The sequence below is a fragment of the Streptomyces sp. NPDC058683 genome (assembly GCF_042716195.1).
Taxonomy (GTDB): Bacteria; Actinomycetota; Actinomycetes; order Streptomycetales; family Streptomycetaceae; genus Streptomyces.
On the sequence record NZ_JBHXSK010000049.1, the window covers coordinates 62802 to 86548 of the forward strand.

Annotated in this window: 23 protein-coding genes and 1 pseudogene; 14 read left to right on the top strand and 10 right to left on the bottom strand. The window is 70.7% G+C overall.

Annotation, left to right across the window (positions count from 1 at the left end; genetic code table 11):
* The first annotated feature begins 116 nt into the window (after positions 1-116).
* On the top strand, positions 117-1319 hold the full coding sequence (locus ACFWXC_RS40510) for a prolyl oligopeptidase family serine peptidase (protein ID WP_384487060.1): 1203 nt from the start codon (positions 117-119) through the stop codon (positions 1317-1319).
* Here the strand turns inward: ACFWXC_RS40510 and ACFWXC_RS40515 are convergent.
* From ACFWXC_RS40515 to ACFWXC_RS40525, 3 genes are all read right to left on the bottom strand, one after another.
* Entirely contained in the window at positions 1285-2307 is a 1023-nt protein-coding gene (locus ACFWXC_RS40515; RefSeq protein WP_384487062.1) for an NAD(P)-dependent alcohol dehydrogenase, read from the bottom strand. The two genes, ACFWXC_RS40510 and ACFWXC_RS40515, sit on opposite strands and share 35 nt — an antisense overlap.
* Positions 2308-2388: 81 nt before the next feature.
* Complete coding sequence (locus ACFWXC_RS40520; RefSeq protein WP_384487064.1) at positions 2389-3090, bottom strand: TetR/AcrR family transcriptional regulator C-terminal domain-containing protein; 702 nt, start codon at positions 3088-3090, stop codon at positions 2389-2391.
* Positions 3091-3175: 85 nt separating this feature from the next.
* Positions 3176-4189: an aldo/keto reductase gene (locus ACFWXC_RS40525; RefSeq protein WP_384487066.1), complete on the bottom strand. Its 1014-nt coding sequence runs from the start codon at positions 4187-4189 to the stop codon at positions 3176-3178.
* 87 nt (positions 4190-4276) lie between these two features.
* Here ACFWXC_RS40525 and ACFWXC_RS40530 point away from each other — a divergent pair, with 87 nt between their 5' ends.
* Positions 4277-5170: an AraC family transcriptional regulator N-terminal domain-containing protein gene (locus ACFWXC_RS40530; RefSeq protein WP_384487068.1), complete on the top strand. Its 894-nt coding sequence runs from the start codon at positions 4277-4279 to the stop codon at positions 5168-5170.
* 28 nt (positions 5171-5198) lie between these two features.
* Here the strand turns inward: ACFWXC_RS40530 and ACFWXC_RS40535 are convergent, their stop codons facing one another.
* On the bottom strand, positions 5199-5993 hold the full coding sequence (locus tag ACFWXC_RS40535; protein ID WP_384487070.1) for an SDR family NAD(P)-dependent oxidoreductase: 795 nt from the start codon (positions 5991-5993) through the stop codon (positions 5199-5201).
* Positions 5994-6146: 153 nt separating this feature from the next.
* On the opposite strand from ACFWXC_RS40535, the gene ACFWXC_RS40540 reads away from it, so the two are divergent.
* The gene (locus ACFWXC_RS40540) at positions 6147-6788 is read left to right on the top strand and encodes a TetR family transcriptional regulator (protein ID WP_384487072.1); all 642 of its coding nucleotides are present in this window, start codon (positions 6147-6149) and stop codon (positions 6786-6788) included.
* Positions 6789-6845: 57 nt separating this feature from the next.
* On the opposite strand, the gene ACFWXC_RS40545 is transcribed toward ACFWXC_RS40540, so the two are convergent.
* The 3 genes from ACFWXC_RS40545 to ACFWXC_RS40555 all read right to left on the bottom strand — a co-directional run bounded on the left by ACFWXC_RS40545 (position 6846) and on the right by ACFWXC_RS40555 (position 8537).
* Entirely contained in the window at positions 6846-7586 is a 741-nt protein-coding gene (locus ACFWXC_RS40545; protein WP_384487074.1) for a 3-oxoacyl-ACP reductase family protein, read from the bottom strand.
* A 67-nt stretch (positions 7587-7653) separates the two neighbouring features.
* Positions 7654-7842 carry a DUF397 domain-containing protein gene (locus ACFWXC_RS40550; protein WP_384487076.1) on the bottom strand — a complete coding sequence of 63 codons (189 nt, stop codon included), beginning with the start codon at positions 7840-7842 and terminating at the stop codon, positions 7654-7656.
* Positions 7843-7850: 8 nt separating this feature from the next.
* Positions 7851-8537, bottom strand: a complete 687-nt coding sequence (locus tag ACFWXC_RS40555) for a DUF5753 domain-containing protein (RefSeq protein WP_384487078.1) — start codon at positions 8535-8537, stop codon at positions 7851-7853.
* Between the two features lie 2 nt (positions 8538-8539).
* Here ACFWXC_RS40555 and ACFWXC_RS40560 point away from each other — a divergent pair.
* Positions 8540-9073, top strand: a pseudogene (locus tag ACFWXC_RS40560) (hypothetical protein); the annotation flags it as partial.
* A gap of 109 nt (positions 9074-9182) precedes the next feature.
* The gene (locus ACFWXC_RS40565; protein ID WP_384487080.1) at positions 9183-10280 is read left to right on the top strand and encodes a glutamate--cysteine ligase; all 1098 of its coding nucleotides are present in this window, start codon (positions 9183-9185) and stop codon (positions 10278-10280) included.
* 28 nt (positions 10281-10308) lie between these two features.
* Here ACFWXC_RS40565 and ACFWXC_RS40570 read toward each other — a convergent pair whose 3' ends face one another.
* On the bottom strand, positions 10309-10962 hold the full coding sequence (locus ACFWXC_RS40570; protein WP_384487082.1) for a class I SAM-dependent DNA methyltransferase: 654 nt from the start codon (positions 10960-10962) through the stop codon (positions 10309-10311).
* Positions 10963-11222: 260 nt separating this feature from the next.
* Here ACFWXC_RS40570 and ACFWXC_RS40575 point away from each other — a divergent pair, with 260 nt between their 5' ends.
* The 8 genes from ACFWXC_RS40575 to ACFWXC_RS40610 all read left to right on the top strand — a co-directional run bounded on the left by ACFWXC_RS40575 (position 11223) and on the right by ACFWXC_RS40610 (position 21211).
* Positions 11223-12440, top strand: a complete 1218-nt coding sequence (locus ACFWXC_RS40575) for an amidohydrolase (RefSeq protein WP_384487084.1) — start codon at positions 11223-11225, stop codon at positions 12438-12440.
* A gap of 332 nt (positions 12441-12772) precedes the next feature.
* Positions 12773-13804: a BMP family ABC transporter substrate-binding protein gene (locus ACFWXC_RS40580; protein ID WP_351693168.1), complete on the top strand. Its 1032-nt coding sequence runs from the start codon at positions 12773-12775 to the stop codon at positions 13802-13804.
* A 247-nt stretch (positions 13805-14051) separates the two neighbouring features.
* Positions 14052-15098, top strand: coding sequence for a BMP family protein (locus tag ACFWXC_RS40585; RefSeq protein WP_384487086.1), 1047 nt, complete (start codon positions 14052-14054; stop codon positions 15096-15098).
* A gap of 268 nt (positions 15099-15366) precedes the next feature.
* A complete protein-coding gene (locus ACFWXC_RS40590) occupies positions 15367-17082 on the top strand; it encodes an ABC transporter ATP-binding protein (protein WP_384487120.1) in 1716 nt (571 codons plus the stop codon).
* Positions 17079-18200 (top strand): ABC transporter permease, encoded by a 1122-nt coding sequence (locus tag ACFWXC_RS40595; protein ID WP_384487088.1) that lies wholly within the window; start codon positions 17079-17081, stop codon positions 18198-18200. Before ACFWXC_RS40590 ends, ACFWXC_RS40595 begins: the two co-directional genes overlap by 4 nt.
* On the top strand, positions 18200-19462 hold the full coding sequence (locus ACFWXC_RS40600) for an ABC transporter permease (protein ID WP_384487090.1): 1263 nt from the start codon (positions 18200-18202) through the stop codon (positions 19460-19462). Before ACFWXC_RS40595 ends, ACFWXC_RS40600 begins: the two co-directional genes overlap by 1 nt.
* A complete protein-coding gene (locus tag ACFWXC_RS40605; protein WP_384487092.1) occupies positions 19459-19863 on the top strand; it encodes a cytidine deaminase in 405 nt (134 codons plus the stop codon). The genes ACFWXC_RS40600 and ACFWXC_RS40605 overlap by 4 nt, the downstream gene beginning before the upstream one ends.
* Positions 19864-19927: 64 nt before the next feature.
* Positions 19928-21211, top strand: coding sequence for a thymidine phosphorylase (locus ACFWXC_RS40610; protein ID WP_384487094.1), 1284 nt, complete (start codon positions 19928-19930; stop codon positions 21209-21211).
* A gap of 114 nt (positions 21212-21325) precedes the next feature.
* Here the strand turns inward: ACFWXC_RS40610 and ACFWXC_RS40615 are convergent, their stop codons facing one another.
* The gene (locus ACFWXC_RS40615) at positions 21326-22246 is read right to left on the bottom strand and encodes an AEC family transporter (protein WP_384487096.1); all 921 of its coding nucleotides are present in this window, start codon (positions 22244-22246) and stop codon (positions 21326-21328) included.
* Positions 22247-22442: 196 nt separating this feature from the next.
* Between ACFWXC_RS40615 and ACFWXC_RS40620 the strand changes: the two genes are divergently transcribed.
* Positions 22443-22787 (top strand): STAS domain-containing protein, encoded by a 345-nt coding sequence (locus ACFWXC_RS40620; RefSeq protein WP_384487098.1) that lies wholly within the window; start codon positions 22443-22445, stop codon positions 22785-22787.
* On the opposite strand, the gene ACFWXC_RS40625 is transcribed toward ACFWXC_RS40620, so the two are convergent.
* A complete protein-coding gene (locus ACFWXC_RS40625; protein WP_384487100.1) occupies positions 22671-23684 on the bottom strand; it encodes a sigma-70 family RNA polymerase sigma factor in 1014 nt (337 codons plus the stop codon). The two genes, ACFWXC_RS40620 and ACFWXC_RS40625, sit on opposite strands and share 117 nt — an antisense overlap.
* Positions 23685-23747: the final 63 nt, after the last annotated feature.

A 23747-nucleotide genomic window follows, 5' to 3' on the forward strand; every position in this document is an offset into this window, starting at 1 on the left:
TGGATGTGGAGATGCTATCTCCGCTTATTGCCGCCATGCGCTGCCCTCGGGAGATTCCTGCGATGCCTCGACCTGTCACACCCGGAACACCGCCCCGCCGCCGGACGGGAGCCGCCGTGGCCACGGCCGCGCTCCTGGCCGCGATCGGCCTGACCGCCTGTGGATCCGACGACTCGACGGACACGACGTCCTCGGCATCCGGATCCGCCTCCCCCGCTGCCTCCGCCTGTCCGGCGGACACGGCGGGGATACCGCAGGGCCAGGGCAGCGGCATGCCGTCCGGGGGTGCGGGAACGGGCGCACAGAGCCTCGGCCAGGCCAAGACGATCAAGAAGACCGACAACAGCACCAGCACCGTCATCGAGCCCGAGGGCGCGGCGATCACCTGCGACACGTCGACGCTCACGACGACCGACGACATCACCTACTCCTCGCCGGCCACCAAGGGCACCACGACCGACCTGAAGCTCGACATCCAGGTGCCCAGGACCTCGGGCAAGAAGCCGCTGGTGGTGTATGTGACGGGCGGCGGCTGGCAGTTGGCCGACCGCACCGGCAACCTCGCCCAGCGCACCTACATCGCCGACCAGGGCTATGCGGTGGCCGGCATCCAGTACCGCACCGTGGCCGACGGCGCCACCTACAAGGACGCCCTCGCCGACGTGAAGTCCGCGATCCGCTATCTGCGCGCGCACGCCGGCACCTACGGCATCGACACGGACCACGTCTTCGTGTGGGGCCAGTCGGCGGGCGGCTACCTCGCGGCCATGACCGGTGTCACCAACGGCGACAAGACGTACGACATCGGCGGCGACCTCGACCGGAGCAGCGAAGTCCAGGGGGTGGTGGACGAGTTCGGCCCGGCCGACCTGTCGCAGCTGGCCGCCGACTACGACCGGGCCGCCAAGGACAGCAACTACGCGGCGGGCAATGCCTCCGCGCAGTGGGTCTACGGTCCCTGCACCGATAAGTCGGTCAAGCAGTACACCGCCCAGGTGGCCGCCGCCGACCCGGCCACCCACATCTCCTCCTCCACACCGCCGTTCCTGCTGATGCACGGCAGCGCCGACCCGCTGGTCTCGCCCAGCCAGACGCTGAACCTCTTCACCGCGCTGAAGGGCGAGGGCGTCGACGCCGAACGCGTGGTGCTCACGGGGGCGGGCCACGGCGACGTGAGCTTCGGGGCGGCGATCTCCAGTGCCGCCCCGGGCGCCTCGGCCTCCGACGGCTCGTCCGCGGCGGCGGACGCGAAGCCCTGGTCGACGAAGGAGACGATGGGCTACATCAAGGACTTCCTGGCGAGCCACTCCCGGTCGTAGCGCTCACCGTGATCACGGTCTTGCCGCGGGCGTGCCCCCCTTCCACATGGCGCACGCCCGCGGCGGTGTCGGCCAGCGGATACGTCCGGTCGACCACCGGGGTGAGCCGGCCGGCCGCCACGAGCGCGGCCACGGCGAGCAGGTCCTGGTGGACCGGCCCGTCCGGGACCGCGGGAAGGATCGGCCGGAGCCGCTGCCGTACGACGGCGTCGATCGCGACGAGCCGCAGGATCGCGCCGACCGCGCCGAAGAGCCGGCCGGGCGAACCGCCGCCGTTGGCCACCAGGATCCCGTGCGGGGTGAGAGCCCAGCGCAGCCGGCCCGGCGGGCGGTTGCCGACGTTGTCGAGGATGACGTCGTAGCGCTCGCCCCGGTCGGTGAAGTCCTCGCGGGTGTGGTCGACGACGTGCGCGGCGCCGAGGGAACGCACCAGGTCGACGTTGCGGGTGCTGCACACCCCGGTCACCTCCGCGTCCAGGGCCGCCGCGATCTGCACGGCGAAGGTGCCGACGCCACCCCCGGCCCCGTTCACCAGCACCCGCTGCCCGGCCGCGACCCGGCCGACGGTCCGGATGCCGCGCAGCGCGGTCACCGCCGCCATCGGCACCGCCGCGGCCTCCTCGAAGGTGAGGCCGGCGGGCTTGGGTACCAGCCGGTCGGCGGTGGTGCGGGCGTACTCGGCGAAGGCGCCCGTACAGAATCCCAGCACCTCGTCGCCGACCCGCAGCCCGTCCACCCCGGCGCCGACCGCCGTCACCTCCCCGGCCGCGTCGATCCCGGCCACCCGTGACTTCGGCCGGGTCAGCCCCACGCCGCCCATCAGCCGGGCGACGTACGGGTCACCGCGCAGCATGTGCCAGTCGTACGGGTTGACCGCGGCGGCCCGCACCCGCACCAGCACCTGTCCGGCGCCGACCTCCGGCGGAGCGATGTCCGCCATCCGCAGCACGTCCGGCGGCCCGAACCGCTCCTGAACGATCGCCTTCATGGTTCCCCCCTCGGGGTGTACGCCGTACACCTCTCGCTGGCACGGTAGGTGTACGGCGTACACCCGTCAAGGGGTCGCGTGTCAGGCGGCGTTCAGGAGCCGCTCAAGGCCGTCGAGGGTCAGGTCCAGGGCGAACTCGAACTCGAACTGGTCGTCGCAGCCGGAGCCGACGACGGAGTCCGGGTCGTGGGCGACCGCCATGGCCAGCGCGGTGAGATGGGGAAAGCGCGCGGCCATCACCTCGGGCGGCAGCGCGTCGGCGTCCGGTTCGCCGTCGGCGTTCTCCTCGAACAACTCCTGCGACAAGCCGAGCAGGCGGCTGCCCATGACATGCAGGGCGTGATGGACGAGGTCGATCGGGAACCCCCCGGCCCGGAAGATCCCGACCATCGAGTCGAGGTACTCCAGGAGCGCGGGGGTCGGGGCGGCCCGGGTCTTCATCCGGGACTCGATGACCTCGGGCGCCCAGGGGTGGCGGAGCAGCATGCGGCGGGCCGACAGCACCCGCTGACGTACGACGGCCTTCCAGCCGCCGTCCTCGGCCGGCGGGTCGATCTCGCCGACGAGGGCGTCGATCATGCCGTCCAGCAGCTCGTTCTTGTTGGCCACGTGCTTGTAGAGCGCCATGGGGACGACACCGAGCGCCTGCGCGATCCTGCGCATGCTGAGCGCGTCCACCCCGCCCTCGTCGGCGAGGGCGACGGCCGTACTCAGCACCCGGGTCCGGCTCAGGGGCACCCGGGGCTGCGTGACGGCACCGGCCTGCGTGGCGATCTCCACCAACCCCTCTCACCAGGGAACGGGCTCGCCCGACGAATCTACAGGGCCCGCCGAACGCGTCGCCGCGATCACCGCCAGGTCGCCGCGATCACTGCCAGGTCGGCATGACCGCGGCCGGGTAGCGGGACCCGGCCGCCCCCTGCGGCAGGATCTCCTGGATACGGGCGAGGTCCGCGGGCGTCAGGTCGACGGACGCGGCGGCCACGTTCTCCGCCACACGATCCGGGCTGCGGGTGCCGGGGATGGGCACGATGTCGTCGCCCTGCGCGAGCAGCCAGGCCAGCGCCAGCTGGGTGACCGTGCCGCCCTTGCCCTCCGCCAGGGTGGTCAGCTCCCGGACCGCGGCGACGTTCTTCTCGTAATTGCCGGGCCGCCAGCGCTCGTCCATGGTGTGCCGCATGTCGTCCGCGTCGTACTCGGAGGCCGGTTTGACGGCGCCGGTGAGGAAGCCGCGCCCGAGCGGGGAGTAGGGCACGAAGCCGATGCCCAGTTCCCGGACCACGGGCAGGATCTCGGCCTCCACGGCCCGTTCGAACACCGAGTACTCGGTCTGGAGCACCGAGACGGGGTGCACGGCATGGGCGCGGCGGATGGTCTCCGGGCCGGCCTCGCTCAGCCCGAAGAAACGGACCTTGCCCTCGGCGATCAGCTCGCCGACCGTGCCCGCCACGTCCTCGATGGGTACGTCGGGGTCCACCCGGTGCTGGTACAGCACGTCGATGCGGTCCGTGCCCAGGTACCGCAGGCTGTTCTCGGTGACCTCGCGGATGTGCTCGGGACGGCTGTCCAGGGCGCGTCCGATCCTGGTGGGGTCGGAGAGGTCGAAGCCGAACTTGGTCGCGATCAGGATGTCGTCGCGGAAGTCCTGCACGGCACGCCCGAGGAGCTGCTCGTTGCTGCCGGTGCCGAGGCCGTACAGCTCGGCCGTGTCGAAGAGGGTGACCCCGAGTTCGTGGGCCCGGTGGAGGGTGGCGATGCTGCTCCGCTCGTCCGGGGCGCCGTACGCCATCGTCATGCCCATGGTGCCGAGACCGATCGCCCCGGCGGTGAGGCCCTGGCCGCCGAGAGTGCGCCGGGGGAGGTGTGTGGTGTGCTGTGCCATGCGGTCAACGCTAGGGAGACGGCGCCCGGGGGTCATGGGGCAGTGACCGCATAGGATTGCCTGATCCTCTCAGGAACGGAGTACGCCGTGCTGGAACGACTCGTCGCGGCCATCGACCGGCACTGCGTGGCACCGGGCTCGGACACCGCGGTTCCCCGGCTCTCCCTGGCCGCGGTCGATCACCCCGTCGAGCCCGCCCACCTCCTCTACGAACCGGCGATCTGCTTCGTCGCGAGCGGCACGAAACGCACCACCGCGGGCGAGCTGGTCCGGGTCGCCCGCCCCGGGGAAATGCTCCTCACCACCATCGACCTGCCCGTCACCGCCGACCTGGTGCAGGTGCCCTACCGGTCCGCGTCCCTGCGCCTCGACGGCGAGGCGCTCACGGAACTGCTGGTGGAACTGGCCGAGACGGGCCGGCCCGCCCCGGCGGTCACCGCCGCGCACGTCGTCGCGCCGATGCCCCCCGAACTCGCCGACGCGGTCACCCGCTGGGTCCAGCTCCTCGGCACCCCCGACGACATCCGCCCGCTCGCCGGCCGCGTCGAGAGCGAGATCCTCTACCGGCTGCTGCGCAGCTCCCTCGGCCCCGTCCTGCGCCAGTGGTCACTGGCCGACTCGACCGCGACCCGGGTGCGCGAGGTGGCCCGCTGGATCCGCGCCCGCTACACGGAGCCGCTCGGCATCGAGGAGATCGCCGCGGTGGCGCACATGAGCGCGGCCAGCCTGCACCGGCATTTCAAGGCGGCCACCGGTATGAGCCCGCTCAGGTACCAGAAACACCTGCGGCTCCAGGAGGCCCGGCGGCGCCTGGTCGCCGGGGACGCCACGGCCGCCCAGATCGCCCAGGCGGTCGGATACGTGAGCGCCACCCAGTTCAACCGCGAGTACCGCACTGCCTACGGCCTCCCGCCCGTCCAGGACGCGGCCCGCCTGCGCGCCCGCCTCACGCACACCGGGCCCGCGCCGACCGGGTCGTAGCGGCGCGCCTGCCCAGGCGCGGGGCCTGTCAGGCGAGGCTTTCGCCGCCGTCGACGGTGAGGATCTGGCCGGTGACGTAGTTGTTGGCCATGAGGAAGAGGGTCGTGCCGGCGGCTTCCTCGGCGGTGCCGAAGCGGCCGACGGGGACGGCCGAACCGGCGGCGGTGACCGCCTCGTCGGAGTCCAGCCCCGGCAGCGAGCGCAGCAGCGGGGTGTCGATCCGGCCGTAGCGGACGGCGTTCACGCGCAGACGGGCGGGGGCCAGTTCCACGGCGAGGGCCTTGGTGAGGGTCTCCACGGCGCCGGCCGCCGACAGCGGGGCGGCCATGCCGGGGCGGGGGCGGGCCACGAGGATCCCCGAGCTGAATGTGAGCGAGCCTCCTGCTGGAAGCCGGGACGCCGAGGTGCGGGCGATGGTGAAGGCCCGCTGGAGGAGGGAGTCGAAGGTCGCACGGAGGTCGTCGGCCGAGAGCCCGGTCACCGGCCCCATGCCGCTGAGGCCGCCCGCCGTGACGAGCACATGGTCGACATGGCCCGCCCGGTCGAAGGCCTCGGCGAGGGTCCGCTCGTCCCCGCCGTCGCCGGCGACGGCCAGTACGGCATCGTCGGGGCCGTCGGCCGGATCGGCCTCGCGCACCCGGGAGACGGCGGCCTTCAGCCGGTCGGGGTCACGGCCGACCAGGATGACGCGGGCGCCGACCGAACGCAGCAGGACGCCCGCCGCCAGCCCGATGCCGGAGCTGGCGCCGACGAGGACGGCGGTGGTGCCAAAGAGGCCGCTGGACAGCGGCGAACGGACCGGGATGGGAGGTGCGGTGGTCATGGGAGGCCTTTCGATCGATCGAGCGAGCCGGGAAACCGCGGAACGGCGGACGCGTGGAACGGCGCCACGGTGAAATAAACCATCCGGTTGTTTTACTGACGCCGATACTGCCGCCCGGGGGGACCGGAGTCAACCGGATGGTTTAATTCGGCCATGGCCTATGACGCGGAGGACACCAGACGGCGGATCTTCGCCGCCGCCGCAGCCGAGTTCGCCGAGCGCGGGCTGGCGGGGGCCAGGGTCGACCGGATCGCGACCGCCGCCAAGGCCAACAAGCAGGCCATCTACCTCTACTACGGCGGCAAGGAAGAGCTGTTCGCCGCCGTCGTGCGGGCGAAGCTGGAGGAGGTCCGCGTCTCCATCTCCATCGATCCCGACGCGGTCGCCGAATCGGTCGGGCGGATGTTCGACTGCTACCAGCAGCATCCGGAGCTGATCAGGCTGCTCATGTGGGAGGCGCTGGAGGCGGGCGACGAACCCGGGGAGGGCGCGCGGGGCCGCCGTGACGCCTTCCGCGAGAAGACCCACCGGCTCGTGGCCGGCGGCGTGGCCGGCGACCTCCCCGAAGAGGCCCGCGTCCGCGCCGCCCAGGACCTGCTGTTCACCCTCATGGGCCTGATCTCGTGGAACTTCGCGGTGCCCAAGATGTGCCGCATGGTCCTGGACGAGGACACCTATGAGGCGGCCCTTGCCCGCCGCCGCGAGACGGTGATCGAAACGGCCCGCACACTCGCGACGGCGGCGGGATCGCTCCAGACGGGAGCCCGGCGTCCGCAGAGCGGATCAGGCCAGTAGCCCGTCACGCCAGGTCTCCCGTCGGACAGGGCGGTCGGGGCCGTTCCTCACACGGTGTCAGGCCGTGAACCCTCCGTCGACGTTGATCGCCGCTCCGGTGATGTACCCGCCGTCCGCGCTCGCCAGGTGGGCGACGGTGGCGGCGATCTCCGCGGCGTCCGCGTAGCGGCCCAGCGCGGTGAACCCGGCGATCGCCGACGCGTTGGGGCCGTCGGCGGGGTTGGAGTCCGTGTCGGTGGGACCGGGGTGCACCAGGTTGACGGTGATACCGCGCGGGCCGAGTTCCCTGGCCAGGCCCTTGGTCATCCCGATCAGGGCCGTCTTGCTCATCGCGTACAGGGCCAGACCCGGGAAGACCGTGCGCTCCGCCACGTTGCTGCCGATACTGACGATGCGGCCGCCCTGGCCCATGTGACGTGCCGCCGCCCGGGATGCCACGAACGGCGCCCGGACGTTCACCGCCAAGGTGCGGTCGATCTCCGCCGCGCCCAGGTCCTCGAGCGGGCCGACGAGGAACGCCCCTGCGTTGTTGACCAGGACGTCCAGTCCGCCGAACGTCTCGACGGTCAGCTCCACCGCCGCGGCCAGCCTCTCGGGGACCGCACTGTCGGCCTGGACGGCCAGAGCCCGGCGGCCACCGTCCTTGATCCGCTTCACCACCCCGTCGGCGAGCGCCGCGCTGTTCTCGTACGTCAGGGCCACGTCGGCGCCCTCTTCGGCCAGCCGCAGAGCCACGGCAGCGCCGATACCCCGGCTTCCGCCGGTCACCAGGGCCACAGTTCCTTCGAATCGGTTCATGACGACGAGCATCGCGCCGCCCACCGCAGAACACTGGCGCGAATCGGACCTCGTGGTCGGCACCGGCCTACTGGGGGAGCCGCGCCGTTTTCAGACTCCGGAGGAAGGCGGCGAAGGCTTCGGCCGGAAAACTGAGGACGGCCCTGGCCGGGACCTTGGAGTCGCGGACCGATATGCGGGTGGGGGAGTTCGCTATCTCTACGCAGGAGTCGCCGTCGCCGGGGCCGGAGTGGGACGACTTCCGCCAGGTGTCCATCGGGTGCCTCACAGCTCTTTCGACAGTTTGTGGATGAAGTCGCGCGAGCGCCCGGGGTCGAGCGATGCGGCCTCCACCTTATGAAAGAGCGTTCGAAAGGTGCCCAGCTGTGCCTCGGAGTCGATGAAGGCGGCTCCCTGCGGGCCGTCGCGTACGACCGTGTCCAGCCTCGGTACGGCGCCTCCCGCGTACGTCATGGCGCTCGCGGCGCCGGTGAACCCCTCCAGGCGAAAGGGGATGACGCGGACGGTGACATGCTCCGCTTCCGACGCCTCCAGGACGTGCGTGAGCTGGGTCCGTGAGGTGCTGCGGTCGCCGACCATGATGCGCAGCGCCGCCTCGTGGACGACTGCCTTGTAGGGGGTCTCGCCGCCGGTTGCCGCGCGTCGCATCCGATGGCGAACGCGCAACTCGACTTCCCCGGCGGGGAGTTCCGGAACCCGGTCGGAGAAGACGGCGCGAGCGTAGTCCTCCGTCTGAAGAGGCCCGGGAACGAACAGGAACTGGACCTCCTGGAGGAAGGCCGCGTGGTGCTCAAGCTCGGCGAGATCGAGAAACGGCGTCGGCAGCAGCTCCCGGTACTCCTCCCACCAGCCTTTGGTCCGGACGGTCGCCAGTTCCGCCAGGGCGTCGACCAACTCCTGGTCCGTGCAGGCGTAGTTCGAGGCGAGACGGCGCAGCCGCTTCTCGCTCACGGGGGTGGGAGTCGCTGACGGTGCGTCCGCTGGTGCTGGGGCCGGACAACGTGCCGGTGATCGCGGATGTGCGGGAGGCCGAGGACGACGTACCCCTTGCGGTGCTCTCGGCGATGACACATGGGCGGGGTCGGCAGGCCCCGGCCATACTGGAGTCGCTGGCAGCCGCCCTGAAAACCATTGACCGTGACAGCGCCGCGGTCTTCGTGCAGTTCGTCGACTCGTGCCTGGTTGATCCTCAGGCGAAGCAGATGTGGAGGGACCTGATGACGGCGATCCAGTACTTCTGGCGACACCCGCTGGCGGAGCAGGTGCGCGAGGAAGGGCGTGAGGAGGGCCGGGAAGAAGGCCGGGAAGAAGGGCGTGTCCAGGAGCGTGCCGAGATGGTTCTGCGGCTCCTGGAGTGGCGTGGGCTCGTGGTGACCGGCGCCGTGCGCGAGCAGGTGCACGCCTGCACCGACCTGGAACGGCTTGAGATCTGGGCCCAGCGCGCCATGCACGTCACGGACGCCGCGGAGCTGTTCGCCGAGGAGTGAGCGTAGGGGCCGCCCGCTTCCCCGCAGGTGTCCCCCCGGTCGGCGTGGGAAGTCGGGGGGTGCGGAGGCTGCCGCGTTCGGTGGTGGCGCGGATGGAGGGCGGGAGCGCGTGCGTACCGTCGGAGTGGAGGAGGAGCTTCTGCTCGTCGACCCGGAGTCGGGGGAGCCCAAGGCGTCGGCGGCCGCGGTGCTGGCCCGGGCCGCGTTGGCGGATCCGGGGCAGGGCGTGTTCGAGAAGGAGCTCTACGGGCAGATGCTGGAGTTCGCCACCCAGCCGCAGGCGGAGATGACGGACCTGGGAGAGGAGATCGTGCGGTGCCGTAAAGAGGCCGCGCGGCTCGCCGGGGAGCTCGAGTGCGCCGTTGCCGCGCTGGCCAGCTCGCCGCTGCCGGTCAGCCCCTCCTTCAGCGTCAGCCGGCGCTATCAGTGGATGGCCGAGCAGTACGGGATCGCCACCCGGGAGCAGCTGGTCTGCGGGTGCCATGTGCATGTTGCCGTGGAGTCGGACGAGGAGGGGGTGGGGGTGCTGGACCGGGTGCGGGCCTGGTTGCCCGTGCTCGTCGCCGTCAGCGCCAATTCCCCTTTCTGGCAGGGCCGGGACTCCGGGTACGCCAGTTACCGCAGCCGGGTGTGGGCGCGCTGGCCGTCCGCCGGACCGGCGGAGCTGTTCGGCTCCGCGGCGCGGTACCACCGGCTGGTCGCGGACATGGTCGCCACCGGCGTCATCCTGGACGAGGGGATGGTCTACTTCGACGCCCGGCTCGCCCGGCTCTTTCCGACCGTGGAGATCCGGGTCGCCGACGTGTGCCTGCGCGCCGGGACCGCCGTGCTCGTGGCCGCCCTCGCCCGTGCGCTGGTGGAGACCGCCGCGCGGGAGTGGCGGGCCGGACAGGAGCCCGTCGACCACGGCGTGGCGCTGGCGCGGATGGCCGGCTGGCGCGCCGCCCGCTCGGGACTGGGCGGGGAACTGCTCGATCCCGTCACCCTGCGGCCCCGGGCGGCGGAGGCGGTCCTGGGCGCCCTGCTGGCGCACACCAGGGACGCCCTCGCGGACAGCGGCGACCTGGCGATGGTGGAAGAGGCCGTCCAGCGCCTGCTGCGGGACGGCAACGGCGCCGACGAGCAGCGGCGGCTGCTGGCGGACACCGGCAGCCTGCGGGACGTCGTCACCGAGTGTGTGCGCCGTAGCCAGGTCGCTCAGGTCTGATGCCCCCGGCCGCCGCGCCCCCGTACGGTCAGGGCTTGCGGGCCAGGACGAACGCCCGCGGCCACTTCTCCTCGTCCAGCGGCTCGCGGATCAGGGTGGCCGCCACCTCCAGGCCCGCCTTGGCGAGCATGTCGCCCACCGCGTACGCGGGGCGCCAGTGGTAGTGGAGGTCGATCTCGTGGCCGAAGCGTTCGGTGACGTGGAGGCCGGACCGTTCGCCCTTCTGGAAGGCCAGCAGGACATGGCCGCCGGGGACCAGGACGCGGTGGAAGCCGGCGAAGGTCGCCGGAAGGTGGTCGTCGGGGATGTGGATGATCGAGTAGAGGGCGAGGATGCCGCCCAGGGTCGCGTCGGGCAGGTCCAGGGACGTCATCGAGCCCCGGTGGAAGCGCAGCGCGGGGTGGGCCTCGCGGGCCAGGGTGACCATGGTGGGGGAGAGGTCGATGCCGAAGGCCGGGACCCCCAGCTCGTTCAGGTGCGCGGTGATGTGGCCGGGGCCGCTGCCCAGGTCGGCCACGGGGGCGGTGCCGTTCGCCTTCACCAGCTGGGCGAAGGCGGCGATCAGGGACAGGTCCACCGGCCGGTCGGGGAGGCCGGGGTAGGCGGCGGAGTAGTCCTTCGCGATCGCGTCGTAGGACGTACGGGTGGTTTCTATGAAGTCGGTCGTCTCCGAGTCCGTCACGGTCGCGCACGCTACCGGGCGGGCGTGCCGCGCGTGGCGAAGTGGCCGTTCCGGCTCGGTTCCGTTTCGGTACGTGGACAGAAACGGCGTGATTGCCGTACAGCGTGGTATGCGTGGAAGAGGAAACATAGGTTTTACCCAGCCACGTCCGAGGTCATGCCATCGCGGTCAGATTTTCTTCCCCTAACGGGCTGAACTTTTGTTGATCTCGGGGCAGTTGACCCCCCGGGCGTCCTACCCTTCAGAGGGTGAACCAATTGATGTCCCTAGAGTCCGAGGCCGACCTCCCAGGGGATGTGCTCCCCGGCGTGCTCAGCGAGGAGCTGCACGCCGAACTCGTAGCCTTCCGGCGCGACCTGCACATGCACCCCGAGCTAGGCAACCAGGAGTTCCGCACCACGGCCGCGATCAAGGAACGGCTGGAGAAGGCCGGTCTGAGGCCGCGGGTGCTCTCCATGGGAACCGGGCTCATCTGTGACATCGGGCCGGAGGCCGACGGGCTGCCCGTGCTCGCCCTGCGCGCCGACATCGACGCCCTGCCGATCCCGGACATGAAGACCGAGTGCGCCTACCGGTCCACCGTGCCGGACCGGGCGCACGCGTGCGGGCACGACGTGCACACGGCCGTGGTGCTGGGCGCCGGGCTGGTCCTCGCCGAGCTGCACGAGCGGGGGCTGCTGCCGCGGCCCGTACGGCTGCTCTTCCAGCCCGCCGAGGAGGTGCTGCCCGGCGGTGCCGCCGACGCCATCGCGTCCGGGGTGCTGGACGGGGTGGGGCGGATCATCGCCGTGCACTGCGACCCCCGGGTGGACGCGGGGCGGATCGGGCTCAGGAACGGCGCCATCACCAGCGCCTGCGACCGCATCGAGGTGGCGCTGGACGGGCCCGGCGGGCACACCGCCCGGCCGCATCTGACCACCGACATGGTCACCGCCGCCGCCCGGGTCGCCGTCGACGTGCCTGCGCTCATCGCGCGGCGCGTGGACAGCCGCAGCGGGCTCGCCGTGACCTGGGGGCGGATCGAGTCCGGGCACGCGCCCAACGTCATCCCGCAGCACGCCGAGCTCTCCGGGACCGTGCGGTGCCTGGACCTGGCCGCCTGGCGACAGGCTCCCGACGTGGTGCACGCGGCGATCGACGAGGTCGCGACCCTGCACCGGGCCAAGTCCGAGATCAACTACGTGCGCGGGGTGCCGCCGGTCGTCAACGACCCGGTGGTCACCGAACTGCTGCGGGACGCGATGACCGCCCGGCGCGGCACCGACTCCATCGAGACCACCGAGCAGAGCCTCGGCGGCGAGGACTTCTCCTGGTACCTGGAGCATGTGCCGGGCGCGCTGGCGCGGCTCGGGGTGCGGACGCCGGGCGAGCGGACCGTGCGTGACCTGCATCAGGGTGACTTCGACGCCGACGAGCGGGCCATCACGGTCGGGGTGGAGCTGTTCACGGCCGCCGCCCTCATCGACGCGACCCGCTAGCGGGAACGGCGGCAGTCGTATCGAAAGGCTGGAGAAACGGTCACCTGACCCCAGGGGACGAAGGCGCCCGATCGGTACCCCTTCGTCCCCTTGTGTCACCCCGGTGTAACCCGCGATCTCTCCTTGTAACCCGGGGGCGGCACGGTTCGATAACGGCAATGAGAAACCCCGTTCCCCTTCCCTTCTACGCGCGTTACTGTGCGCCGAATCGCCACCACAGGTGGCCGATTGGGGAAGCGGGCCGGTGACGGTGCCGTGGGGACGAAGGGGTGCTTGCTGTGCGTTTTGTCTCTAGGGGAATCTCTCGCAGGACGAGGGTCTCCCAAGCCGCGGTGACCGTCGCCGTCATCGCCCTCGCCGCCGCCGGATGCGGTAAGTCCAGCCAGGACAGTGGTGACACGGCCACGAACTCGTCGGGCAAGTACAACGGCAAGGGCATAGGTCTTGCCTACGACATCGGCGGCAAGGGCGACCAGTCCTTCAACGACGCCGCCTACGCCGGCTTCCAGAAGGCCGAGAAGGAGTTCGGCATCGGCGGCTCGGACATCGAGCCGCAGGACGGCGAGTCCGACGCCGACAAGGTGCAGCGCCTCAACACGCTCGCCAAGGCCGGCTACAACCCGATCATCGGGGTCGGCTACTCCTACGCGCCCGCCGTCAAGGAGGTCGCCGCCAAGTACCCGAACATCACCTTCGGCATGATCGACGACTCGACGATCAACGAGAAGAACGTCGTCGACATGGTCTTCGCGGCCGAGCAGTCGTCGTACCTCGCGGGTGTCGCGGCCGCCTCGGCGACCAAGAAGGACCACATCGGCTTCATCGGCGGCGTGGACATTCCGCTGATCCACACCTTCGAGGCCGGGTTCGACCAGGGCGCCAAGTCGGTCAACCCGAAGATCAAGATCGAGTCGCAGTACCTGACGCAGACCGCGGCCGAGGGCGGCTTCTCCAGCCCGGACAAGGGCAAGACCGCCGCCCAGGGGCAGATCGACTCCGGTGCCGACGTCATCTACCACGCGGCCGGTCTCTCCGGTCAGGGCGTGATCGAGGCCGCCGCCACCGCCAAGGTGTGGGCGATCGGCGTCGACTCCGACCAGTACGCGCAGGACGCGCTCGCCAAGTACAAGGACTACATCCTCGGCTCCGCGCTGAAGAACGTCGGCGGCGCGGTGTACGACCTGGTGAAGTCCGTCTACGAGGGCAAGCCGGAGAGCGGTGTCGTCAACGGCACCCTGAAGACCGGCGGGGTCGGCTTCGCGGACACCAACCCGAAGTACAAGGCCCTCACCAAGGTCGTCGAGGCCGTCGACAAGGCCAAGCAGGACATCATCGACGGCAAGGTCACCGTCAACACCAAGTGATCCCGCATATATAAGCGGCCGGGTGAGCCGGTCCCGCGCACGCGCGGCCGGCCGGACGCCGCCGTTGCAGTCCCTGCGCCCCTTGCCTCCTGCAAGGGGCGCACTGCTGTGCGTAGCCTTGAACGGTGACTGTGGCCACAGCTAGATAACGGACCGGACATTGGGGGTTTTCCGGTTCGTCTACGCGCGTTACGCTGCCGCGGAACCAGCGCCTGGTTTGGGCGCTTGCACAAAGGAGTCAAGTTCCATGCGCCGGGTGTCCCGTATCGCGGTTGCAGGCGTTGCAACCGCAGCTCTCGCCGTCACAGTCTCCGCCTGTGGCAGCTCCTCCACCTCGTCCTCCGCGAGCAAGGGCAAGGACCTCGGTCTGGCTCTCGCCTACGACGTCGGCGGCAAGGGCGACCAGTCCTTCAACGACGCCGCGACCGCCGGCCTGGACAAGGCCGACCAGCAGTACGGCTACAAGTCCACCGCCGTCGAGCCGCAGGACGGCGAGTCCGACGCGGACAAGGCGCAGCGCCTGGAGACCCTGGCCAAGGCCGGCTACAACCCGGTGATCGGCGTCGGCTACTCCTACGCGCCGGCCGTCAAGGAGGTCGCGGCGAAGTTCCCGAAGGTCACCTTCGGCATCATCGACGACAACACCATCAAGGCCGACAACGTCGCCGACCTCGTCTTCCACGAGGAGCAGGCGTCCTACCTGGCCGGTGTCGCCGCCGCCAAGGCCACCAAGACCAACACCGTCGGCTTCGTCGGCGGTGTGGACGTGCCGCTGATCCACAAGTTCGAGGCCGGCTTCGAGCAGGGCGTCGCGGACACCAAGAAGGGCGTCAAGGTCAAGTCGCAGTACCTGACCGAGACCGCCGCCGAGGGCGGCTTCTCCAGCCCCGACAAGGGCGAGAACGCGGCCGACGGCCAGATCGACGCCGGTGCGGACGTCGTCTACGCCGCTGCCGGCCTCTCCGGCCAGGGCGTCATCAAGTCCGCCGCCGCGCACAAGGTGTGGGCGATCGGCGTCGACTCCGACCAGTACAAGCAGGACGCGCTGGCCCAGTACAAGGACTCCATCCTCACCTCGGCCATGAAGGACGTCGCGGGCGCGGTCTACAACCTGGCCAAGTCCGTCCACGACGGCAAGCCGGAGACCGGCGAGATCCGCGCCAGCCTGGCCACCGGCGGCGTGAGCCTGTCCGACTCCAACCCGGCCTTCAAGGACAACGCCGCCATGCAGGCCGCGATCAAGAAGGCCGAGGACGGCATCAAGAACGGTTCGATCACGGTCAAGACCTCCTGACCCGGCGGTCATGATCTTGTCGTAGACATGGTCAAAGGCGCGCCGTAATGGCAGCGTTACGGCCACGGAACGGGGTGCGGGCAGGATTTTCCTCCCGCGCCCCTGCCGTAGACCCGGATCCCGACGGGATACGGCGGGGACCCACCCCGTTCGCGCGGCAGAATGCTCGGAACGGATCGAGAGTCAAAAAAGCTCGGTCAGGTCCGGGCACTATTTAAAGCAGGGGCGCTACGCGCGTAGATGGCCCCTTTCCCGAGGAGAGTGCGCCATCGACGCGTCCAGCAGCCCTCCGCTCACCGCAGAGACGACAGCCGCGGTCGAGCTGGCGGGGATCACCAAGCGATTCCCGGGTGTCGTAGCCAACCACGACATCCACCTGTCGGTCCGCAAGGGCACCGTCCATGCCCTCGTCGGTGAGAACGGCGCCGGCAAGTCGACCCTGATGAAGATCCTCTACGGCATGCAGAAGCCGGACGAGGGCACCATCGCGATCGACGGCGAGCAGGTCTCCTTCTCGTCCCCGGCCGACGCCATCGCGCGCGGCATCGGCATGGTCCACCAGCACTTCATGCTGGCCGACAACCTGACCGTCCTCGAGAACGTGGTGCTCGGCAGCGAGAAGCTGTACGGCATCGGCGGCAACGCCCGGAAGAAGATCCGCGAGATCTCCGGCCGGTACGGCCTCGGCATCCGCCCCGACGCCCTGGTCGAGGACCTCGGCGTCGCCGACCGGCAGCGCGTGGAGATCCTCAAGGTCCTCTACCGCGGCGCCAGGACCCTGATCCTCGACGAGCCCACCGCCGTCCTCGTCCCGCAGGAGGTCGACGCACTCTTCGACAACCTGCGGGAGCTGAAGTCCGAGGGCCTGTCGGTCATCTTCATCTCGCACAAGCTCGGCGAGGTGCTGTCGGTGGCCGACGACATCACCGTCATCCGCCGCGGTACGACCGTCGGGACCGCGGTCCCCTCCGAGACCACCCCGCGTCAGCTCGCCGAGCTGATGGTCGGCAGCGAGCTGCCCACCCCGGAGACCGCCGAGTCCACGGTCACCGACAAGCCGGTCATCACCGTCCGCAACCTGACCGTCTACGCCAGCGGCGGCGCCTCCCTCGGCGAGCTCGGCGCGCAGCCCGAGACCGCGACCCCCGGCTCGGCCGGTGCCACGGCCGGTGCCGACGTCCTCACCGAAGCCACCACCCCGGGCGCCGCCAAGCGCGTCCTCGACGACGTCACCTTCACCATCCACGCCGGCGAGGTCATGGGCATCGCCGGTGTCGAGGGCAACGGCCAGACCGAGCTGATCGACGCGCTGATCGGCACCCGCAACGCCGACTCCGGCACCGTCCAGTTCCTCGGCGAGGACATCACCCCCTGGGCCACCCGCAAGCGCCGCAAGTCCGGTATCGGCTACATCCCCGAGGACCGGCACCGCCAGGGCCTGCTCCTGGAGTCGCCGCTCTGGGAGAACCGCATCCTCGGCCATGTCACGGAGAAGCCCAACGCGAAGGGCTTCTGGCTGGACATCAAGGGCGCCCAGGCCGACACCCGCCGGATCGTCGAGGAGTTCGACGTCCGCACCCCCGGCATCGACGTCACCGCCGCCTCCCTCTCCGGCGGCAACCAGCAGAAGCTGATCGTCGGCCGCGAGATGAGCCACAGCCCGAAGTTCCTGATCGCCGCCCACCCCACCCGCGGTGTGGACGTCGGCGCCCAGGCGCAGATCTGGGACCGCATCCGGGAGGCCCGCCGGGAGGGCCTGGCCGTGCTGCTGATCTCCGCCGACCTCGACGAGCTGATCGGCCTGTCGGACACGCTGCGCGTGATCTTCGACGGAAAGCTGGTCGCGGACGCCGACCCGGCCACCATCACCCCGGAGGAGCTGGGCTCCGCCATGACGGGTGCCGCGTCCGGCCACCTGGAACACGTAGACACCGCCCCAGAAGCAAACGAAGGCGCCGCTGGTCCGGAGGACGAGTCCCGATGAAGAAGTTCGACAAGGAGCGGGTGCTCCTGGCGCTGGCCGGCCCGGTCATCGCGCTCGTCCTCGCGATCGCACTGACGTCGATCGTGCTGCTCGCCTCGGACCGCAATCCGTTCGAGCCGTACTCCCTGATGCTCCAGCAGCTGCCGTACTCGGACATCCAGGTGCTGATCATCAACCAGGCGGCGATGTACTACATCGCGGCCATCGCGGTCGCCCTCGGCTTCCGGATGAACCTGTTCAACATCGGCGTCGACGGCCAGTACCGCCTCGCCGCCGTGATGACGGCCGTGGTCGGCGCCAACGTCGGCCTGCCCGCCTTCCTGCAGATCCCGATGCTGCTCCTGGTCGCCATGTTCACCGGCGCCTTCTGGGCCGGCATCGCGGGCGTCCTCAAGGTCACCCGAGGGGTCAGCGAGGTCGTCTCCACGATCATGCTGAACGCCATCGCCACCAGCGTCATCGGCTATGTCACCCTCGCCAACATCTGGGGTGTCCAGGTCGGCAACAACATGACGACCGGCGACATGAAGAAGTCCGGCTGGTTCCCGGGCATCGACCTGGGCTCGGACGTCGGCGAGATCTACGGCATGGTGTTCGTCGCCATCGCCCTCGGCATCGCCTACTGGGTGGTCCTCAACCGCACCCGCTTCGGCTTCGACCTGCGCGCCACCGGCGCCTCCGAGTCCGCCGCGGCCGCCTCCGGCGTCGACGCCAAGCGCATGGTCCTCATCTCCATGCTGATCTCCGGCGCCGTCTCCGGTCTCGCGGGCCTCCCGCTGCTGCTCGGCGACACCCACACCTACAGCCTGAGCTTCCCGGCCGGCCTCGGCTTCACCGCCATCGGCATCGCCCTGCTCGGCCGCAACAACCCCGGCGGCATCGCCTTCGCCGCCCTGCTCTGGGCCTTCCTCGACAAGGCCTCGCCCGCCCTCGACTACGCGACCCCGGTGGCGTACGAGAAGGAGATCGCCACGATCATGCAGGGCCTGATCGTCTTCTCCGTGGTCATCTCCTACGAAGCCGTACGCCAGTGGGGCCTGCGCCGCCAGCAGCGCCAGGTCGGCGCGGAGCTCGCCGCGGCCGCCGCCCAGAACACCAAGAAGGAGGTGGCGGCCTGATGTCCACCGCGACCATCGCCAAGCCGCAGGCGAAGCAGCCCGGCAAGGGCGGCCGCCGAATGTCGCTCCCGGTACTCCTGCTGGTCATCGCCGGCGTACTGATCCTGACCTCGGCCGTCCGGCTGATCACCGGCGCCGAGGGCATCACCTCCACCGGCCAGATGTCCACCGCGCTGCGCCTGGCCGTCCCGATCGGCCTCGCCGGTCTGGGCGGTCTGTGGGCCGAGCGCGCGGGCGTCGTCAACATCGGCCTCGAAGGCATGATGATCCTCGGCACCTGGTTCGGTGCCTGGGCCGGCTACCAGTGGGGCCCCTGGGTCGGCGTGATCTTCGGCATCATCGGCGGCGCGCTCGGCGCCCTGCTGCACGCCGTCGCGACCGTCACCTTCAACGTCAACCACATCGTCTCCGGTGTGGCCCTGAACATCCTCGCCCTGGGCGCCACCCGCTATCTCTCGAAGTTCACCTTCGAGGACGCCCCCGGCGGCTCCTCCAAGCAGTCCCCGCCGATCGACTCGCTGGGCACGTTCAGCGTGCCAGGCCTGTCCGACTGGCTGGACACGCTCAACGAGAAGCACTGGTTCCTGATCTCGGACATCGGGGGCCTGGTGGGCGGTCTGCTCACCGACCTCTCCCCGCTGACGGTCATCGCCGTCGCCCTCGTCCCGATCACCTGGTGGGTGCTGTGGCGCACGGCTTTCGGCCTGCGCCTGCGCTCCTGCGGTGAGAACCCGGTCGCGGCCGAGTCGCTCGGCGTCAACGTCTACAAGTACAAGTACATCGCGGTGATCATCAGCGGTGGCTTCGCCGGCCTCGGCGGCGCGTTCCTCTCGATCGTCGCCTCGAACGTCTACCTGGACGGCCAGACGGCCGGCCGCGGTTACATCGGTCTCGCCGCGATGATCTTCGGCAACTGGATGCCGGGCGGACTGGCGCTCGGCGCGGGCCTGTTCGGCTACACCGACAGCCTCAACCTGCGCGGCGGCACGGTCAACGTGCACGCGCTGATCCTGCTGCTCGCGATCCTGCTGGTCTTCGGCGCGGTCTACCTGGCCTGGCGCAAGAAGTACGTCCCGGCCGTCATCACGATCGTCATCTCGGTCCTGATGTTCATCTGGTACGCCACCACCGACGAGGTCCCGCGGCAGCTCGTGACCGCGACCCCGTACCTCGTCACCCTGCTGGTGCTCTCGCTGTCCGCGCAGTCCCTGCGGATGCCGAAGGCGGACGGCCTGCCGTACCGGAAGGGACAGGGCAAGTGACCACCGAGGCCGCCGGCTTCGACTGGGAGGCCCTGCGGGCCGAGGCGCGGGAGGCCATGTCCCACGCCTACGCGCCGTACTCCGGGTTCCCGGTCGGGGTCGCCGCCCTGGTCGACGACGGCCGTACGGTCTCCGGCTGCAACGTGGAGAACGCGTCCTACGGCCTGGGCCTGTGCGCCGAGTGCGGTCTTGTCTCCGAGCTCCAGCGCACGGGCGGCGGCCGGCTGACCCACTTCACCTGCGTGGACGGCACGGGCGGCCTGCTCGTCCCGTGCGGCCGCTGCCGCCAGCTGCTCTACGAGTTCGGCGGCCCGGACCTCCTTCTGGACACCCCGGAGGGCGTCCTGCCCCTCTCCGAGATGCTGCCCCAGGCCTTCGGCCCGGCCCATCTCACCAAGTAACTCCCGTACGGCCCCTCCTCGTCGGGAGGGGCCGTACGCTTCGCAATGCTTCGAAGGGAACGTCATGGCCATGGACGCCATCTCCGTCATCCGCACCAAGCGGGACAGCGGTGAGCTCAGCGACGAGCAGATCGACTGGGTCATCGACGCGTACACCCGCGGCGAGGTCGCCGACGAGCAGATGTCGTCGCTCGCGATGGCCATCCTCCTCAACGGCATGAACCGCCGCGAGATCGCCCGCTGGACGGCGGCGATGATCGCCTCCGGCGAGCGCATGGAGTTCTCCTCCCTGTCCCGCCCGACCGCCGACAAGCACTCCACGGGCGGCGTCGGCGACAAGATCACCCTCCCGCTGGCCCCCCTGGTCGCGGCCTGCGGCGCGGCCGTACCCCAGCTCTCCGGCCGGGGCCTCGGCCACACCGGCGGCACCCTGGACAAGCTGGAGTCGATCCCCGGCTGGCGCGCCCTGCTCTCCAACGAGGAGATGCTGAACGTGCTGGACACCACCGGCGCGGTGATCTGCGCGGCCGGCGACGGCCTGGCCCCCGCCGACAAGAAGCTGTACGCGCTCCGCGACGTGACCGGCACGGTCGAGGCGATCCCGCTGATCGCCTCCTCGATCATGTCGAAGAAGATCGCCGAGGGCACCGGCTCCCTGGTCCTGGACGTGAAGGTCGGCACCGGCGCCTTCATGAAGACGCTCGCCGACGCCCGCGAGCTGGCCTCGACCATGGTCGGCCTCGGCACCGACCACGGCGTGCGGACGGTCGCGCTCCTCACCGACATGTCCACCCCCCTCGGTCTCACGGCGGGCAACGCCCTGGAGGTCCGCGAGTCGGTCGAGGTCCTGGCCGGCGGCGGTCCTTCCGATGTCGTCGAACTGACCCTCGCCCTGGCCCGCGAGATGCTCGACGCGGCCGGCCTGAAGGACGCCGACCCGGCGAAGGCGCTGGCCGACGGCTCGGCGATGGACGTCTGGCGCCGGATGATCGCGGCCCAGGGCGGCGACCCGGACGCGGTGCTCCCGGTGGCGAAGGAACAGCACGTGATCAAGGCGCCGTCGTCCGGCGTCCTGACCCGCCTGGACGCCTACGGCATCGGCGTCGCCGCCTGGCGCCTGGGCGCGGGCCGCGCCCGCAAGGAGGACCCGGTGCAGGCGGGCGCGGGCGTCGAACTCCACGCCAAGCCCGGCGACACGGTCACGGCGGGCCAGCCCCTCCTGACCCTCCACACGGACACCCCGGACCGCTTCGAGTACGCGCTCCAGTCGGTGGAGGGTTCGTACGACATCGCGGCCGCCGGCACGGAGTTCACGGCGTCCCCCGTCGTGCTGGAACGCATCGCCTGACCAGGCCCCGCGGCCGGAGGCCGCTGGTGTCACGGCTCGATCGGGTGAACGGGATCGGTGGACCTGCACCGGTCCCGTTCGGCGTGTTCGACGCGTCCACGAGTGATCTGTGAGTCACCCCAGCAGCGCCGCGATCACCACCAGTACCGGTACCGCCAGCACCGTCGACAGCAGGATCGAGTCCCGGGCCAGTTCCTCGCCGACGCGGTAGGTGCTGGCGTAGGTGTAGAGGTTCTGCGCGGCCGGTAGCGCGGACGTCACCGTCACGTCCAGCAGGGGCGCGCCGTGCAGGTCGAAGACTGTTGACGCCAGGGCCCAGGCCACCAGTGGCTGGCCGACCGACTTCAGGGCCACCGAGAGGAACACCGGGTGGCGGTCGCGGCCCCGGCCGGGCGGGGTGCTGCCGTGCAGGGAGATGCCGAAGGCGAGCAGGACGGCCGGGACGGACATGTTGCCGATCAGGGTCAGGGGGTCCATCACCGGGCCGGGGAGGTGGATGCCGAGCGCCGAGACCAGGACTCCGGTGAGGGAGCCGACGGCTATCGGGTTGCGGAGCGGGGCGAGGAGCCGGCGCCACCAGGGGCCCTTCTCGCCCATGCCCGACAGGTCCAGCACCGTGAGGGCGACCGGGGTGAGGACGACCACCTGGAAGAGCAGGACCGGGGCCACCAGGGACGCGTCGCCCAGCACGTACACCGCGATCGGGATGCCGAGGTTGCCGGAGTTGACGTAGCTGGAGCACAGCGCACCGATCGTCGTACGGCCCACGCCCCAGTGGCGCCCGGCACCCACCGCCACGAACGCGCCCGCGGCCGCTGCCGTGCTCAGGGCTGTGACCAGGAGGCGGCTGGAGAAGATCACCGCCAGGTCGGCCTTCGCGAGCGTGGTGAAGAGCAGGGCGGGGGAGGCGACGTGGAAGGCGAGCTTGGTGAGGACCTCGCGGCCGTTGACCCCGAGGTGGCCGCCGCGGCCCAGGACGTATCCCACCCCGATGACGATCGCGATGACCGCGAAGCCGCTCAGCACCCCCTGCACGGGACCCCCTCGCGGGGGAGGAGACCGTCGGACGGGTAGGGCTTCGCTGATCCGTGGGGCATACAGTTAACCCTCGGGGTCGGTCAGGTGCAGGTCAACGTTGTGATCCCTGTGATCTGCGCGACCATCGTACGGAAGCCCGCCACCCTACCGATGAGTTGTCGAGCCGACGGCGGTCTACCGGTTCGTGGATGCCATGCCCCCCGCCGTGCTCGTGCTGCCCGGCCCCGTCGCCAAGGACGCGGTGGCCGGGCTGTGTGCCGAGGTGCGGGCGCTGCTGGCGGGCGGCGCAGCCGGGATCGTCGTCTGTGACGTCGCCGGGATCGGGCCGCCCGGACTGGCGGCCGTCGATCTGCTGGCCCGGCTGGAGCTGACGGCCCGCCGGGCCGGAGGGCGGATCCGGCTGCGGGACCCCGACCCCGCCCTACGCTCCCTCCTCCGCTTCGTCGGCCTTCGCCTCCAGGTGGAGGGGGAGGTCGAAGAGCGGGAACCAGCGCTTGGTGTCGAGGAAGAAGTGGAACCCGGTCAGCCGGCCGTCTGAGATCTCCAGGACCTGGATCGACCAGGGGCTCCAGCCGCCGGTGTCCGGGTCGGGCTTGTACTGGGCGAACCCGGGCAGGCCGTTGACCTGGACCGGGAACAGCCGCGAGCCCTCGCAGGCGGAGCCGATGGTGGTCATGAAGCCGGCGATGTCCTCGTGGCCGACGAGCCACAGGTCGAACGGCGGCATCGTCATGATGGCGTCCTCGTGGAGGAGCGCCGTCAGCGCCGTCATGTCGTACCCCTCGAAGGCCGCGACATAGCGCTCCAGGAGCTTCTGCTGTTCCTCGTCGAGCGGGTCGGAGACGTCGGCGGCGGCGCCCGACTGCTGCTGCTCGGCCAGGGTGGCCCGGGCCCGCTGCAGGGCGCTGTTGACCGAGGCGACGGTGGTGCCGAGCAGTTCGGCCACCTCGTTGGCCTTCCAGGCCAGCACCTCGCGCAGGATCAGCACCGCCCGCTGCTTCGGCGGCAGCTGCTGCAGCGCGGCCATGAAGGCGAGGCGGACGGACTCCTTGGCCACGGCCGCCTCCGCCGGGTCCTCCACGGTCGGCAGCACCCGTGCGTCCGGGACCGGCTCCAGCCAGGTGTTGTCGGGCCGGGGCGCCAGCGCCGCCCGGGCCAGCGGGGTCGACTCGGAGAGATCCATCGGACGGGCCCGCTTGTTGCCCGCGGACAGCATGTCCAGGCAGACGTTGGTCGCGATCCGGTACAGCCACGACCGCAGACTGGAGCGGCCCTCGAACTTGTCGTAGCTCCGCCAGGCCCGCACCAGGGTGTCCTGGACGGCGTCCTCGGCCTCGAACGACGAGCCGAGCATCCGGTAGCAGTACCCGGTCAGCTCGGTCCGGTACTTCTCCAGTGCGACGTCCAGCTCCGCCGTCGCCGTGCTGTTGCTCATTTCCGTCCACCCACCCCTGTGGCCGTTCCTGTCCGCGCGCCGTTGCGCTCCAGCACCTGGAAG